At 70.3% G+C, this 15,773-nt stretch carries 10 protein-coding genes; 9 read left to right on the top strand and 1 reads right to left on the bottom strand.

Features of this window, described 5'->3' with window-relative positions; translation table 11 throughout:
- Position 1 precedes the first annotated feature (1 nt).
- The 6 genes from ACQEUU_RS34445 (at position 2) to ACQEUU_RS34420 (ending at position 8,276) form a co-directional block, all read left to right on the top strand.
- Positions 2-763, top strand: a complete 762-nt coding sequence (locus tag ACQEUU_RS34445) for an ABC transporter permease (protein WP_433073994.1) — start codon at positions 2-4, stop codon at positions 761-763.
- A 273-nt stretch (positions 764-1,036) separates the two neighbouring features.
- Positions 1,037-1,117, top strand: a complete 81-nt coding sequence (kdpF, locus tag ACQEUU_RS34440) for a K(+)-transporting ATPase subunit F (protein ID WP_433074499.1) — start codon at positions 1,037-1,039, stop codon at positions 1,115-1,117.
- Complete coding sequence (kdpA, locus tag ACQEUU_RS34435; protein WP_433073991.1) at positions 1,117-2,778, top strand: potassium-transporting ATPase subunit KdpA; 1,662 nt, start codon at positions 1,117-1,119, stop codon at positions 2,776-2,778. Before kdpF ends, kdpA begins: the two co-directional genes overlap by 1 nt.
- 1 nt (position 2,779) lies before the next feature.
- Positions 2,780-4,897, top strand: a complete 2,118-nt coding sequence (gene kdpB / locus ACQEUU_RS34430) for a potassium-transporting ATPase subunit KdpB (RefSeq protein WP_433073988.1) — start codon at positions 2,780-2,782, stop codon at positions 4,895-4,897.
- Entirely contained in the window at positions 4,898-5,740 is an 843-nt protein-coding gene (locus ACQEUU_RS34425) for a potassium-transporting ATPase subunit C (RefSeq protein ID WP_433073985.1), read from the top strand. It begins immediately after the preceding gene.
- A 1-nt stretch (position 5,741) separates the two neighbouring features.
- The gene (locus ACQEUU_RS34420) at positions 5,742-8,276 is read left to right on the top strand and encodes a DUF4118 domain-containing protein (RefSeq protein WP_433073982.1); all 2,535 of its coding nucleotides are present in this window, start codon (positions 5,742-5,744) and stop codon (positions 8,274-8,276) included.
- Positions 8,277-8,335: 59 nt separating this feature from the next.
- Here the strand turns inward: ACQEUU_RS34420 and ACQEUU_RS34415 are convergent, their stop codons facing one another.
- Positions 8,336-9,688 (bottom strand): extracellular catalytic domain type 1 short-chain-length polyhydroxyalkanoate depolymerase, encoded by a 1,353-nt coding sequence (locus ACQEUU_RS34415; RefSeq protein ID WP_433073979.1) that lies wholly within the window; start codon positions 9,686-9,688, stop codon positions 8,336-8,338.
- Between the two features lie 645 nt (positions 9,689-10,333).
- On the opposite strand from ACQEUU_RS34415, the gene ACQEUU_RS34410 reads away from it, so the two are divergent.
- The 3 genes from ACQEUU_RS34410 (at position 10,334) to ACQEUU_RS34400 (ending at position 15,730) form a co-directional block, all read left to right on the top strand.
- A complete protein-coding gene (locus tag ACQEUU_RS34410; RefSeq protein ID WP_433073976.1) occupies positions 10,334-11,803 on the top strand; it encodes an endo-1,4-beta-xylanase in 1,470 nt (489 codons plus the stop codon).
- A gap of 374 nt (positions 11,804-12,177) precedes the next feature.
- On the top strand, positions 12,178-14,205 hold the full coding sequence (locus ACQEUU_RS34405) for an RICIN domain-containing protein (protein ID WP_433073973.1): 2,028 nt from the start codon (positions 12,178-12,180) through the stop codon (positions 14,203-14,205).
- A 61-nt stretch (positions 14,206-14,266) separates the two neighbouring features.
- A complete protein-coding gene (locus tag ACQEUU_RS34400) occupies positions 14,267-15,730 on the top strand; it encodes a non-reducing end alpha-L-arabinofuranosidase family hydrolase (protein WP_433073970.1) in 1,464 nt (487 codons plus the stop codon).
- Positions 15,731-15,773: the final 43 nt, after the last annotated feature.

The following is a 15,773-nucleotide window of genomic DNA, read 5'->3' as shown; positions in this document are numbered from 1 at the left end:
CATGGCCAAGCACTTCTTCGGCGACACCGCCACCCTGCTGGGACGGTCCCTGCGCCACATCGCGCGCAGCCCGGACACCGTCATCACGACGGCGATCATGCCGATCGCCATGATGCTGATGTTCGTCTACGTTTTCGGCGGCGCGATCGACGCCGGCACGGACTCGTACGTGAACTACCAGCTGCCCGGCATCCTGCTCATCACGGTCGCCTCGGGCATCGCCTACACCGCGTTCCGGCTGTTCACGGACATGAAGGATGGGATCTTCGAGCGTTTCCAGTCCATGCCGATCGCCCGCTCGTCCGTGTTGTGGGCGCACGTGCTGACCTCGCTGGTCGCCAACCTGGTCTCGCTCGTGGTCGTCGTGCTCGTCGCCCTGCTCATGGGCTTCCGCTCGTCGGCGGGGGTGATGGCCTGGCTCGCGGTGGCCGGCCTCCTGATCCTGTTCATCCTGGCGCTGACGTGGATCGCGGTCATCCCCGGCCTGACCGCCAGGACCATGGAAGGCGCGAGCGCGTTCTCCTACCCGCTCATCTTCCTGCCCTTCCTCAGCTCGGCCTTCGTGCCCACCGACACCATGCCCGGCCCGCTGCGCGCCTTCGCCGAACACCAGCCGGTGACCTCGATCGTCAACGCCATCCGCGACCTGTTCGACCGGCAACCGGCCGGCGCCGACCTGTGGATCGCCCTCGGCTGGTGCTCGGGCATCCTCGTCGTCGCGTACGTCCTCGCCATGAACACCTACCGCCGCAAGATCTCCTAGGCCCGCGTCCGATCAGCGCCCCGAGAAGATGACGGTCATGAAAGGCGTAGGGAACCCATCAAGATTCCCGCCGTGCCCGTATGAAAGCCGTCAAGAACGACAGAACCCCTCAATCCCCCGCGTTTGCTTGATCCGAGGCCGCACAGCAGCGGCGGCGCTCTCGTCATCGAACGGAGGAGTGGGGATGGTCGACGTCATCTTCGTCGCCCTGACGATCGCGATTTTCGCGATCTTCGGCCTGGTCGTGAAGGCGGTGGAACGGCTTTGAGCGCCGTGAACGCCACCGGTCTCGTCGTGGCCGCCGGCCTGATGATCTTCATGGTCGTGGCCCTGCTGTTCCCGGAGCGGTTCTGATGAGCACGGCCGTCGCGGGGGCGCTCTTCGCCGGCTCCCTGGTCGCCGCGCTGGCCCTGGTGCACCGGCCGCTCGGCGACCACCTGTACCGCGTCTACACCGGCACCCGGCACACCAAGGTGGAGCGGGCCGCCTACCGGCTGCTGGGCGTGCGCGCCGACGGCGAGCAGAGCTGGGGCGTCTACGCGCGCGGCCTGCTGGCCTTCTCGCTGGTCTCCGTCCTGGTCGTGTACGGCATCCAGCGACTGCAGGACAAGCTGCCGCTGAGCCTGGGCATGGAGCCGGTCACGGACCACCTCGCCTGGAACACCGCGATCAGCTTCGTGACCAACACCAACTGGCAGGCGTACTCCGGCGAGTCCACGATGGGCCACCTGACCCAGATGGCCGCGCTGGCCGTGCAGAACTTCGTGTCGGCCGCGGTCGGCCTGGCCGTGGCGATCGCCCTGGTGCGCGGGTTCGCCCGGCGCGGGGCCGCCACGGTCGGCAACTTCTGGGTGGACCTGGTGCGCGGCACGCTGCGCGTCCTGCTGCCGATCGCGTTCGCCGGGGCGCTGGTGCTGGTCGCCGGCGGCGTGGTCCAGAACTTCTCCGGCGTCCAGGAGGTGACCACCCTGACCGGCGGCACCCAGTCGATCACCGGCGGCCCGGTGGCGTCCCAGGAGGTCATCAAGGAACTGGGCACCAACGGCGGCGGCTTCTACAACGCCAACTCCGCCCACCCCTTCGAGAATCCGACCGCCTGGACGAACTGGTTCGAGATCCTCCTGCTCCTGCTGATCCCGTTCGCGCTGCCGCGCGCCTTCGGCAGGATGGTCGGGCAGGTCCGTCAGGGGTACGCGATCCTGGCCGTGATGGGCGTGCTGGCGCTGACCAGCGTCCTGCTCACCAACGTCTTCGAGCTGTCGGGGAACGCGACGGTGCCGCAGGCGGCGGGCGCGGCCATGGAGGGCAAGGAGGTCCGCTTCGGCGTCTCCGGCTCCGCCACCTTCGCCGCCGCCACCACCCTGACCAGCACCGGCGCGGTGAACTCCTCCCACGACTCCTACACGCCGTTCGGCGGCATGATGACGCTGGTCGACATGATGCTGGGTGAGGTGGCACCCGGCGGGGTGGGCGCCGGCCTGTACGGCATGCTGATCCTGGCCGTGATCACCGTCTTCGTGGCGGGCCTGATGGTCGGCCGCACCCCTGAGTACCTCGGCAAGAAGATCGGCGCACGCGAGATCAAGCTCGCCTCGCTGTACTTCCTGGTCACCCCGATCCTGGTGCTGACCGGCACCGCGTTCGCGATGGGCTCGGAGGAGCGGCGCGCGGCCATGCTGAACACCGGCCCGCACGGCCTGTCCGAGGTCCTGTACGCGTTCACGTCCGCCTCCAACAACAACGGCTCCGCCTTCGCCGGTCTGACCGTCAACACCCCGTGGTACGACGTCGCGCTCGGCCTGTGCATGGTCCTCGGCCGGTTCCTGCCGATCATCCTGGTGCTGGCCCTGGCCGGCTCGCTGGCCGCGCGGACGCCCGTCCCCGAGGGCGCGGGCACGCTGCCGACCCACCGCCCGCAGTTCGTCGGCATGATGGTCGGCGTGACGGTCATCCTGGTCGCCCTCACCTTCCTCCCCGCGCTGGCGCTCGGCCCGATCGCAGAAGGGCTGTCCTGACATGTCAACCCCCGTACTCGACCGGCCTCCCGCGGTGAAGGGGACCGGCCGGGTGGGTGGCGGCCTGCTCGATCCCCGGCAGCTCGTCACCTCCCTGCCGGACGCGGTCAAGAAGCTGAACCCGGTCACCCTGTACCGCAACCCGGTCATGTTCGTCGTCGAGGCCGGCGCGGTGTTCACCACCGTGCTGGCCGTCCTCGACCCGTCGTTCTTCGCCTGGGCCGTCGTGGCGTGGCTCTGGCTGACCGTCCTGTTCGCCAACGTCGCCGAGGCCGTGGCCGAAGGCCGCGGCAAGGCGCAGGCCGCCACGCTGCGCAGGGCCAAGACCGACGCCCGGGCCCGCAGGCTGAAGGATCCGGCCGACCCCGGCCGGTGGGACGTCATCCGCGCCTCCGAGCTGCGGCAGGGCGACCACGTGATCGTCGAGGCAGGGGAGGTCGTCCCCGGCGACGGCGACGTGGTGGACGGCGTCGCCAGCGTGGACGAGTCCGCCATCACCGGCGAGTCCGCCCCCGTCATCCGCGAGTCCGGCGGCGACCGTTCCGCGGTCACCGGCGGCACGAAGGTGCTGTCCGACCGCATCATCGTCAGGATCACGCAGAAGCCGGGCGAGAGCTTCATCGACCGGATGATCAGCCTGGTCGAGGGCGCGAACCGGCAGAAGACGCCGAACGAGATCGCGCTCAACATCCTGCTCGCCGCCCTGACGATCATCTTTCTGGTGGCCACCGTCACCATGCAGCCCCTGGCCGTCTACTCCAAGCTGGTCAACCCGGGCGTGCCGGACTCCCTCGCCCTGGACGGGAACGGCGTCACCGGCGTCGTGCTGGTCTCGCTGCTGGTCTGCCTGATCCCCACCACGATCGGCGCGCTGCTGTCGGCGATCGGCATCGCCGGCATGGACCGCCTCGTGCAGCGCAACGTCCTGGCGATGTCCGGCCGCGCGGTGGAGGCGGCCGGTGACGTGTCCACGCTGCTGCTGGACAAGACCGGCACGATCACCCTGGGCAACCGGCAGGCCGCCGCGTTCGTCCCGGTGGACGGGGTCGGCGAGGCGGAGCTGGCCGGGGCGGCCCAGCTGTCCAGCCTGGCCGACGAGACGCCGGAGGGCCGCTCGATCGTGGTGTTCGCCAAGGAACGCCACGGCCTGCGCGAGCGCGGGCCGGGCGAACTGGCGCACGCGACGTGGGTGCCGTTCACCGCCCAGACCCGCATGTCGGGCGTAAACCTGGACGGCCGCGAGATCCGCAAGGGCGCGGCCACGGCGGTGACGACGTGGGTGCGCGAGGCGGGCGGCCACGTCACCGGCCAGGTCGCCCGCCTCGTGGACGACATCTCCGCCTCGGGCGGCACCCCGCTCGTCGTCGCGGAGAAGGGCCGCGTGCTGGGCGTCATCCACCTCAAGGACGTGGTCAAGCAGGGCATGCGGGAACGCTTCGACGAGATGCGCCGTATGGGCATCCGCACCGTCATGATCACCGGCGACAACCCGCTGACCGCCAAGGCCATCGCGGACGAGGCCGGGGTGGACGACTTCCTGGCCGAGGCCACCCCCGAGGACAAGCTCGCGCTGATCAGGAAGGAGCAGGAGGGCGGCCGGCTGGTCGCCATGACCGGAGACGGCACCAACGACGCCCCCGCCCTGGCGCAGGCGGACGTCGGCGTGGCCATGAACACCGGCACCTCCGCCGCCAAGGAGGCCGGCAACATGGTCGACCTCGACTCGAACCCGACCAAGCTCATCGAGATCGTCGAGATCGGCAAGCAGCTCCTCATCACCCGGGGCGCGCTGACGACCTTCTCCATCGCCAACGACCTCGCGAAGTACTTCGCGATCATCCCGGCCATGTTCGCGGCCGTCTATCCGGGCCTGGACGCGCTCAACGTCATGCGCCTGGCCAGCCCTCAGTCCGCGATCCTCGCAGCCGTGATCTTCAACGCGCTGGTCATCGTCGCGCTGATCCCACTGGCCCTGCGGGGCGTGCGCCACCGGCCGTCCAGCGCCTCCAAGCTGCTGTCCCGCAACCTGTACGTCTACGGGCTCGGCGGTATCGTCGCCCCCTTCATCGGCATCAAGCTCATCGACCTGCTCGTCCAGTTCCTTCCGGGGATGTCATAAATGGAACGCCTGCCCGGCTGGCTGCGCCAGCACCTCGCCGCGCTCCGCGCGGTCGCCGTCCTGACCGTGCTGCTCGGCCTGATCTACCCGCTCGTCACCACCGGCGTCGCCCAGGCGCTCTTCAACGACCACGCCAACGGCTCGATCATCCACCAGGATGGCAAGGCCGTGGGCAGCTCGCTCATCGGCCAGTCCTTCACCGACGCCGACGGAGACCCGGTCGCCGGGTACTTCCAGTCCCGCCCGTCCGCCGCCGGCGACGGCTACGACCCGACCGCCACCTCGGCCGGCAACCTCGGTCCCGAGGACGTCGTCGACGTGCGGCCGGTGCCGGGCGCCGCGGACGAGGGCAGGCAGTCGCTGCTCACCCGGGTCTGCGCCCGCTCCAAGGCGGTCGGCGAGCTGGAGGGGGTCAGCGGCGCCCGCCCGTACTGCACCCCGGACGGGGTGGGCGCGGTGCTGAAGGTCTTCCCCGACCGCGCCGTCAGCGTCAACCAAGCCTGCCCCGCGACCCCCTTCACCGCCACGTACCAGGGGCTGAAGGTGGAGTGCGCCCGTCCGGGCGAGGACTACGCGGCCGGCCGCACCGTCCCGGTCCGGGGGGACGCGGCGACCCCGGCCGTCCCCGCCGACGCGGTGACGGCCGGCGGCTCCGGGCTGGACCCGCACATCTCCGTCGCCTACGCCGAGCTGCAGGCGCCCCGGGTGGCGAGGGAACGCGGCCTCGCCCTCGACCGGGTGAGGGCGCTGATCGCGGCGCACACCACCGGGCGGACGCTGGGCTTCATGGGCGAGCCGGCGGTCGACGTGCTCGAACTCAACCTCGCCCTCGATCGAGGCTGACATGCGCGGACGGCTACGGGTCTACCTCGGGGCGGCGCCCGGCGTCGGCAAGACCTACGCGATGCTCGGCGAGGGCCGCCGGGCCAGGGAACGCGGCCGGGACGTGGTCGTGGGCCTGGTCGAGACCCACGGCCGTCCCCGCACCGCCGCCCTCCTGCAGGACATGGAGGTCATCCCCCGCAGGACCGTCGTCCACCGCGGCGCGTCCTTCACCGAACTCGACGTGGCCGCCGTCATCGCCCGCGCCCCCAAGGTCGCCCTCATCGACGAGCTCGCCCACACCAACGTGCCCGGCTCCCCCCACGCCAAGCGCTGGCAGGACATCGACCAGATCCTCGACGCCGGCATCGACGTCATCACCACCGTCAACATCCAGCACCTGGAATCGGTCAACGACGTCGTCCAGGAGATCACCGGAGTTCCCCAGCGCGAGACCGTCCCGGACGAGGTGGTCCGCCGCGCCGACCAGATCGAACTGGTCGACATGTCCCCCGAAGCGCTGCGCCGCCGCATGGCCCACGGCAACGTCTACGCCCCGGAGAAGGTCAGCGCGGCCCTGTCCAACTACTTCCGCGTCGGCAACCTCACCGCCCTGCGCGAGCTGGCCCTGCTGTGGGTGGCCGGCAAGGTCGACGAGCAGCTCGACCGCTACCGCGCCGACCACGGCATCGCCACCACCTGGGAGACCCGGGAACGCGTCGTCGTCGCCCTGACCGGCGGCCCGGAAGGCGACACCCTCATCCGCCGGGCCGCCCGCATCGCCGCCCGCACCAAGGCCGCCGACCTGCTGGCCGTCCACGTCACCACCGCCGACGGCCTGACCGGCGCCGACCCCGCCACCCTGACCCGCCAGCGCACCCTGATCGAGAACCTGGGCGGCACCTACCACCAGGTCATCGGCCACGACATCCCCCGCGCCCTGCTCGACTTCGCCCGCGGCGTCAACGCCACCCAGCTCGTCCTGGGCGCCTCCCGCCGCGGCCGCCTCGCCCAGATCCTCTCCCGCGGCGTCGGCGTGGAGACCACCGCCCGCTCCGGCTCCATCGACGTCCACCTCGTCACCCACGACCACGTCAAACAAGGCCGCCGCCCCCGCCGCGGCCGCGCCGCCCTGACCCGCGCCCGCCGCCTGACCGGCTGGGCCGTCACCGCCACCGGCCTGCCCGCCCTTACCGCCGCCCTGATCCCCTTCCGCGACACCCTCCACCTGCCCAGCGACATCCTGATCTTCCTGTGCCTGGTCGTGACCGTCGCCCTCATCGGCGGCCTGTGGCCCGCCATCGCCGCGGCCGTGGGCGGCTCCCTGCTGCTCAACTGGTTCTTCACCCAGCCCACCGGGCAACTGGCCATCGCCCACCCGGACAACCTGCTCGCCCTGGTCGTGTTCGTCCTCACCGCCGCCGCCGTCAGCACCGTCGTCGACCTGGCCGCCCGCCGCACCCGCCAAGCCGCCAGCGCCGGCGCCGAGGCCGAACTGCTGTCCACCCTGGCCGGGCACGTCCTGCGCGGCCAGGCCGCGCTGCCGTCGCTGCTGGCCCGGCTGCGCGAGACCTTCACCCTGGACTCGGTCACCCTGCTCGAACGCATCGGCGAACCCGCCCCGCACGACCAGTCCGACTCCGGCGCCTGGCGGATCGTCGCCACCACCGGCGGCCCTCCCTGCACCGCGCCCGGCACGGCCGACACCGACGTGGTGATCAGCCAGGAACTGGTGCTGGCCGCCCGCGGCCGGCTGCTGGACGCCGGCGACCGGCGCGTGCTGGAGGCCTTCGCCGCCGAGGCCGCCGTCGCCCTGCGCCAGGAACGCCTGCGCGAGCAGGCCGAACGCGCCGAACCCCTGGCCGCGGCCGACAAGATGCGCACCGCCCTGCTCGCCGCCGTCAGCCACGACCTGCGCACCCCCCTGTCCGCCGCCAAAGCCGCCGTCGAGAGCCTGCGCAGCCACGACATCACCTGGACCGATCACGACCGCGACGAACTGCTGGCCACCGCCGGCGAATCCCTCACCCGCCTGCACACCCTGGTCGACAACCTCCTCGACATGAGCCGCCTGCAGGCCGGCGCCCTCGGCCTGTCCCCGCAGCCCGTCGCCCTGGCCGACATCATCCCCCGCGCCCTCGACGACCTCGGCCCCCTGCGCCACCGCGTCACCAGCCACGCCTGCGCCGGCCTGCCCGACATCGTCGCCGACCCCGCCCTGCTGGAACGGGTCCTGGTCAACCTCCTGGCCAACGCCGTGCGCCACAGCCCAGCGGCCCGCCCGGTCCTGCTCACCGCCGGCCGCCACCACGACCGGGTCGAGATCCGCGTCGTCGACCGCGGCCCCGGTATCCCGCCCGAGGACCACGAACGGGTCTTCCTGCCCTTTCAGCGCCTCGGCGACCGCGACAACGGCACCGGCGTCGGCCTTGGCCTGGCCCTGGCCCGCGGCCTGACCGAGGCCATGGGCGGCGCCCTCACCCCCGAGGAGACACCGGGAGGCGGCCTCACCATGATCGTCAGCATGCCCGTCCACGCCGCCACCATGACGCCATGACCAAGATCCTCATCGTCGACGACGAACACCTGGTCGCCGGACCCGGCAGGGGCCACCGGTCAGAGGCGGGTCCAGCGCTGGTTGGCGCCGCTGTGGCAGGCGTAGAGCTGCAGGCGCGTGCCGTTGGCGGTGCCGGCGCCCGCGGCGTCGAGGCACAGCCCGGACTGGACGCCGGTGATGCTGCCGTTGGAGTTGACGCGCCACTTCTGGTTGTCGCCGCCCCAGCAGGAGTAGATCTGGATTCTGGCGCCGTTGCCGGTGCCGGCCGCGTCCAGGCACTTGTTGCCGTACACGCGCAGTTCTCCCGATGAGGTCTGGCTCCACTGCTGGTTGGACTGGCCGTTGCAGTCCCACAGTTGCACCGCGGTGCCGTCCGCGGTGGCGGCGTTCGGCACGTCGACGCAGCGGCCGGAGGCCGCGCCCCTGATCGGGCCGGTGTCGCCGCCGGGCGCCGTCGGCGTGACCGTCGGCGTGACCGTCGGTGTCGTCGTCGGTGAGCCGCCGTCCAGGCCGAAGAAGCGGATGGCGTACGCGGCCATCCCGGGTCGCGGCAGGTCATGGCCGGCGCCGGTGATGGTGTACGCCTCGACCTGCCCGGCGCCGAAGACCCGGCGCGTCCATCCGGACTGCGGGCTGTCAGTGGTCGTGGGGGTCTGGCTCAGCCCGTGCACGTTGGTCCACTGGTCGACCTCTTCCTGCAGCATCGTGTAGGGCAGCACCGAGTCGGCGGTGCCGTGCCAGGCCATCACCCGCGGCCGGGGCCCGGTGTAGCCGGGGTAGGCGTTGCGTACCAGGTCGCCCCACTGCTGCGGCGTCTTGTCCCCGCAGCCGGCGGGCCCGAGGCAGGCGTAGGGGACGCCCGCGAACGGCGCGCCCGCCTTGAACACGTCCGGATACGTGGCGAGCAGGTTGAGGGTCTCCATGGCGCCGGAGGAGAAGCCGGTGGCGAACACCCGCTCGGGGTCGCCGTTGTAGCGTTGCAGCGCGTAGGTGGCCATGGAGACGATCGACACCGGGTCGCTGCCGCCGCCGTGGCGCAGGGCCTCGTCGGACCACACGTCGAAGCAGTTCGACATGCCGTTGGCGCTCTTGTTCGCCTGCGGGTAGACGACGATGAAACCGTGCCGGTCGGCCAGCGAGGCGAACTCGGTCCCCTGGTGGAATCCCTGGGCCCAGCCGTTGCAGCCGTGCATCGCCACCAGGACGCCGGGCCGGGACGCCGGCCGGTCGGGGACGTAGAGGTACATCCGCAGGCCGCCGGGATTGGCCCCGAAGCCGGTGACTTCGGTGAGTACCGCCGCCGACGCTCGCGGGGCAGTGGTGAGGACCATGGACAGTGCGGCGGCCATGACCATGACCAGAGCGGCCACGCCGGCTCCGATGGTGGCGTACGCGCGAGGACGCGGGTTCAATCCTGCCCCTTTCTTCACTCTGGCCCCCGCCGGCCGTTCAGCGGCGGTGAGCTGGGCGGAGGCGAGGGCCGCAGGGTGCCTGTGCGGATCTCGCGTCGCCGTGGTCGTGAGCGCCGCGTGTCCCCGGCGCAGGCCGGGTTGTGAGCGCTAACGCAGGGATGTGCTGGTCGGGCTCCTCCTCGGGGCGGCGGGAGGTGGTGGCGTCCCGGAGCAAATACGAGCGGGAAAGGTCATGTCAAGGCGCCCCATCCCGGGGGCGGCCGGAGGACGCCGCCGCTCCCCGGGCCGACCTGGGGTTACCGGGAACGGCCGCACCCGGCCGGCGAAGGCGGCGCCGTGAAACTTTCATCCCACTCCGCTGGTCCCGCTAGCCGAAACTTTCGACCTGCCTGATCGGGATACCGCACCGGTGAAAACCTGATCGGGCGAGGGCCGTACGCCGAAAGATTTCATTGATTCCTTGACAAGTTTCGGCCAGATTCTCACACTGAGTCCTCGAGGCGATCTCCCCTGCCGGATCGGTGGTGCGCGGCAGGGATCGCCGTCACGACGCCCTTGTGGTGCGCGTTCCCCGTGGCGCGGCGTCGGGTCATGCGGGCGTGTCCCGCGCGCTTTCCTCTCCGATCCACTTATGGAGGCTCAGTCATGCGCATGTCCCCACCTGCCCACCGGCACCCGCTCAGCGGGCGCCGCCGGGCTCTCATCGCCGGCGCGGCCGGCGCGATCGGCCTGGTCGCGGCCCTGACGGTGCCGCTCCCCGCGGACGCCGCGGCGACCACGCTCGGCGCGGCGGCCCAGCAGAGCGGGCGGTACTTCGGCACCGCGATCGCCTCGGGCAAGCTCGGCGATTCGGCGTACACGACGATCGCGAACCGCGAGTTCGACATGGTGACGGCCGAGAACGAGATGAAGATCGACGCCACCGAGCCCAACCGGGGTCAGTTCAACTTCAGCGCCGGTGACCGGGTCTACAACTGGGCCGTGCAGAACGGCAAGCGGGTGCGCGGGCACACCCTGGCCTGGCACAACCAGCAGCCGGGCTGGATGCAGTCGTTGTCGGGCGGCACGCTGCGCCAGGCGATGATCGATCACATCAACGGCGTGATGAACCACTACCGGGGCAAGATCTACGCCTGGGACGTGGTCAACGAGGCCTTCGCCGACGGCAACTCCGGCGGCCGGCGTGACTCCAACCTGCAGCGCACCGGCAACGACTGGATCGAGGTCGCCTTCCGCACCGCACGCGCCGCCGACCCGGCCGCCAAGCTCTGCTACAACGACTACAACATCGACAACTGGACCTGGGCCAAGACCCAGGGCGTCTACAACATGGTCCGCGACTTCAAGGCCCGCGGCGTGCCGATCGACTGCGTCGGCCTGCAGTCGCACTTCAACAGCAACAGCCCCTACAACAGCAACTACCGCACCACCATCCAGAGCTTCGCCGCCCTCGGCGTCGACGTACAGATCACCGAGCTGGACATCCAGGGCGGCTCGGCGACCACCTACGCCAACGTGACCAACGACTGCCTGGCCGTCCCCCGCTGCACCGGCATCACCGTGTGGGGCGTCCGCGACAGCGACTCCTGGCTGGGCGAGAACACCAGCCCCCTGCTCTTCGACCGCAACGGCAACAAGAAGGCCGCCTACACCTCGGTCCTCAACGCCCTCAACGCCGCGGACCCGGACCCGGACCCCGACCCCGACCCCGACCCGACACCCACCCCGGGCGTCGGGCAGATCAGGGGCGCGGCCTCCAACCGCTGCGTCGACGTGCCGAACGCCGCCACCGCGGACGGCACCGCGGTGCAACTGTGGGACTGCAACGGCCAGTCCAACCAGCAGTGGAGCCAGACCTCATCAGGAGAACTGCGCGTGTACGGCAACAAGTGCCTGGACGCGGCCGGCACCGGCAACGGCGCCAGAATCCAGATCTACTCCTGCTGGGGCGGCGACAACCAGAAGTGGCGCGTCAACTCCAACGGCAGCATCACCGGCGTCCAGTCCGGACTGTGCCTCGACGCCGTCGGTGCCGGCACCGGCAACGGCACGGGGCTGCAGCTGTACAGCTGCCACAGCGGCGCCAACCAGAGGTGGACCTACAACGCGTCGTAGGGCCGTCCCGAGGGGCGGGGGCGGGCTTCCGCGAGGCGGTGACCGCTCCCCTCCCCAGGACCGGCGCACCCGGGGACGCGGTGAAACTTTCAGCCGCACGAGCGGTTCGACGCGATCCTTCCGGGGGTGAAACTCCAGGAGGAAAGACCTTCCCCCCTCCCGGCGGATCCGCCGGGAGGGGGCTCGCGTTGACGGCGGGCCGGACCGTCGGATGTACTTCGCGACAACCCGATCGACGGCCGGATCGCAACGCTCTTCTCGCGATTGAAATGTTAGCGCTAACAGCATGACAGCCGAGGTCCCGGGCCCCCGGCGGCGTCCCCGCACACCGTGCCCGGCGCGAACGACACCCTCTGGAGGTTCCTGTGAGGCGCGTGCTCGTTGCTCTCTCGTCCCTGCTTCTCCTGGGCGTGTTCCTCACGCCCCAGGCGTCCCCCGCCCACGCGGCGACCGTCGACACCAACGCCTGGTACGTCCTGGTCAACCGCAACAGCGGCAAGGCCCTGGACCTCTACAACCTCGCCACCAACGACGGCGCCCGCATCACCCAATGGACCAGGAACAACCAGAACCAGCAGCAATGGCAGTTCGTCGACTCCGGCGGCGGCTACTACCGCCTCAAGTCCCGCCACTCCGGCAAGGTCCTCGACGTCTACAACTTCTCCACCGCCAACGGCGGCTCCATCGTCCAATGGACCGACCACAACGGCACCAACCAGCAATGGCGACTCGCCGACAGCTCCGACGGCCACGTCCGCCTCATCTCCCGCCACAGCAACAAGGCCCTCGAAGTCCAAGGCGCCTCCACCGCCGACGGCGCCAACATCGTCCAGTACGACGACTGGGGCGGCAACAACCAGCAGTGGCAACTCGTCAAGATCGACGGCGGCGGCGACCCCGGCCCCGGAGGCACCTACGCCAACCCGGTCGTGTGGCAGGACTTCGCCGACGGCGACATCATCCGGGTCGGCGACGCCTACTACTACTCGGCCTCGACGATGCACTACTCGCCGGGCGCGCCGATCCTGCGCTCCTACAACCTGGTCGACTGGGAGTACGCGGGGCATTCGGTCCCGAGGCTCGACTTCGACTCCGCCGCCTACGACCTGTCCGGCGGCCGGGCGTACGTGAAGGGCATCTGGGCCTCGACCCTGAACTACCGGCCCAGCAACAGCACCTACTACTGGATGGGCTGCGTCGAGTTCAACCGGACCTACGTCTACACCGCCTCCGTCGTGGACGGCACGTGGACCAAGCGCTCGCGGATCAACAACTGCTACTACGACGCCGGCCTCCTGATCGACACCGACGACACCATGTACGTCGCCTACGGCAACGGCACCATCAGCGTGGCCCAGCTCTCGGCCGACGGGCTCAGCCAGGTGCGCGCGCAGCAGGTGTTCCAGACGCCGAGCAGCGTCGGCACCCTGGAGGGCGCCCGCTTCTACAAGCGCGGCGGCTACTACTACATCTGGCTGACCCGCCCCGCCAACGGCCAGTACGTGCTCCGCTCCACCTCGCCGTGGGGCCCGTACGAGATGCGTCAGGTCCTGCTCGACATGCCCGGCCCCATCTCCGGCGGCGGCGTGCCCCACCAGGGCGGGCTCGTCCAGACCCAGAACGGCGACTGGTACTACATGTCGTTCGTCGACGCCTACCCCGGCGGGCGCGTCCCGGCGCTCGCACCGATCACCTGGACCGGCGACTGGCCCGTGGTGCAGACGGTCAACGGCGGCTGGGGGGCCACCTACCCGAAGCCGAACATCCAGACCAGCCGGACCGTCGCCCCCATGATCGGACCCGACACCTTCACCTCCGCCACGCTCGGCCACCGCTGGGAGTGGAACCACAACCCCGACACCAGCCGCTTCTCCACCGGCAACGGCCTGCGCCTGCAGACCGCGACCGTCACCGGCGACCTCTACAACGCCCGCAACACCCTGACCCACCGCATCCAGGGCCCGTCGTCGACGGCGACGATCGAGCTGGACTACTCGCAGATGGCCAACGGCGACCGCGCCGGGCTGGCCATGCTGCGCGACCAGTCGGCCTGGATCGGCGTCAAGCGCGACAACGGCGTCAACCGGGTCGTGATGACCAACGGCCTGACCATGAACAGCTCATGGCAGACCACCGGCACCGGCACCGAGGCGGCGAGCGCGAACATCTCGGGCGGGCGGATCTGGCTGCGGGTCAGCGCCGACATCCGGCCCGGTTCCGGACGGCAGGCCCGCTTCTCCTACAGCACCGACGGCAGCACCTTCACCAGCCTCGGCCCGGCCTTCACCTTGAACAACGCCTGGCAGTTCTTCATGGGCTACCGCTTCGGCATCTTCAACCACGCCACCCAGGCCCTCGGCGGCGCGGTGACCGTGCGCCGCTTCGACCTCACCACCCCCTGACACGGACCTCCGACAGATCGGCCCCCGAAGACCGACGCAGAAAGGCGAATCGGAGCACATGATGAAGTTCAAACCCCTGGCCGTCCTCGCGACGGTGGCCACCTTGGTGGCGAGCCTGTTCATCGCCCTTCAGACGCAGGCCGCCCACGCGGCGACCGTCGACACCAACGCCTGGTACGTCCTGGTCAACCGCAACAGCGGCAAGGCCCTGGACCTCTACAACCTCGCCACCAACGACGGCGCCCGCATCACCCAATGGACCAGGAACAACCAGAACCAGCAGCAATGGCAGTTCGTCGACTCCGGCGGCGGCTACTACCGCCTCAAGTCCCGCCACTCCGGCAAGGTCCTCGACGTCTACAACTTCTCCACCGCCAACGGCGGCTCCATCGTCCAATGGACCGACCACAACGGCACCAACCAGCAATGGCGACTCGCCGACAGCTCCGACGGCCACGTCCGCCTCATCTCCCGCCACAGCAACAAGGCCCTCGAAGTCCAAGGCGCCTCCACCGCCGACGGCGCCAACATCGTCCAGTACGACGACTGGGGCGGCAACAACCAGCAGTGGCAACTCGTCAAGATGGACGGCGGCGGCGACCCCGACCCTGACCCGGGCACGTGCGCACTCCCGTCGACCTACCGCTGGACCTCGACCGGACCGCTGGCGCAGCCGAAGTCGGGCTGGGTCTCCCTCAAGGACTTCACCGTCGCGCCCTACAACGGCAGGCAGCTCGTGTACGCCACGACGCACGACTTCGGCACCCGATGGGGCTCGATGAACTTCAGCCTCTTCACCAACTGGTCCGAGATGGCCACCGCCAGCCAGAACACGATGAACTCCAGCACCGTCGCGCCCACGCTCTTCTACTTCGCCCCGCGCAACATCTGGGTCCTCGCCTACCAGTGGGGCGGGACCGCCTTCTCGTACCGGACGTCGAGCGACCCCACCAACCCGAACGGCTGGTCCTCGGAGCAGGTGCTCTTCTCCGGAAGCATCTCCAACTCCTCGACCGGCCCCATCGACCAGGCGCTCATCGGTGACAGCAGCAACATGTACCTGTTCTTCGCCGGGGACAACGGCAGGATCTACCGGGCCAGCATGCCCATCGGGAACTTCCCGGGCAGCTTCGGCTCCACCTCCACGGTGATCATGAGTGACTCGACGAACAACCTGTTCGAGGCCGTCCAGGTCTACAAGCTGCAGGGCCAGAACCGGTACCTCATGATCGTCGAGGCGATCGGCTCGCAGGGCCGCTACTTCCGCTCGTTCACGGCCACCAGCCTGAACGGTTCCTGGACCCCGCAGGCCACCTCCGAGAGCAACCCGTTCGCCGGCAAGGCCAACAGCGGCGCCACCTGGACCAACGACATCAGCCACGGCGAGCTGCTCCGCACCAGCGCCGACCAGACCATGACCGTCGACCCCTGCAACCTGCAACTCCTCTACCAGGGCCGCAGCCCCAGCTCCGGCGGCGACTACGGCCTCCTGCCCTACCGGCCGGGCCTGCTGACCCTGCAGTAGGGATCGGACGACACGGATCGGGGCGGCCGGCTCCGACCACCGT

It is taken from the genome of Nonomuraea sp. CA-218870 (genome assembly GCF_050936535.1).
In the GTDB taxonomy this organism is placed as follows: Bacteria; Actinomycetota; Actinomycetes; order Streptosporangiales; family Streptosporangiaceae; genus Nonomuraea; species Nonomuraea corallina.
This window is presented reverse-complemented; position numbering and strand designations above follow the sequence as displayed.

Bases quoted from the DNA above. Each gene is read 5' to 3' on its own strand.
- ACQEUU_RS34445 (WP_433073994.1), top strand. From the start codon at position 2: ATGGCCAAGCACTTCTTCGGCGACACCGCCACCCTGCTGGGACGGTCC.
- kdpA (WP_433073991.1), top strand. From the start codon at position 1,117: ATGAGCACGGCCGTCGCGGGGGCGCTCTTCGCCGGCTCCCTGGTCGCC.
- kdpB (WP_433073988.1), top strand. From the start codon at position 2,780: ATGTCAACCCCCGTACTCGACCGGCCTCCCGCGGTGAAGGGGACCGGC.
- ACQEUU_RS34425 (WP_433073985.1), top strand. From the start codon at position 4,898: ATGGAACGCCTGCCCGGCTGGCTGCGCCAGCACCTCGCCGCGCTCCGC.
- ACQEUU_RS34420 (WP_433073982.1), top strand. From the start codon at position 5,742: ATGCGCGGACGGCTACGGGTCTACCTCGGGGCGGCGCCCGGCGTCGGC.
- ACQEUU_RS34410 (WP_433073976.1), top strand. From the start codon at position 10,334: ATGCGCATGTCCCCACCTGCCCACCGGCACCCGCTCAGCGGGCGCCGC.
- ACQEUU_RS34400 (WP_433073970.1), top strand. From the start codon at position 14,267: ATGAAGTTCAAACCCCTGGCCGTCCTCGCGACGGTGGCCACCTTGGTG.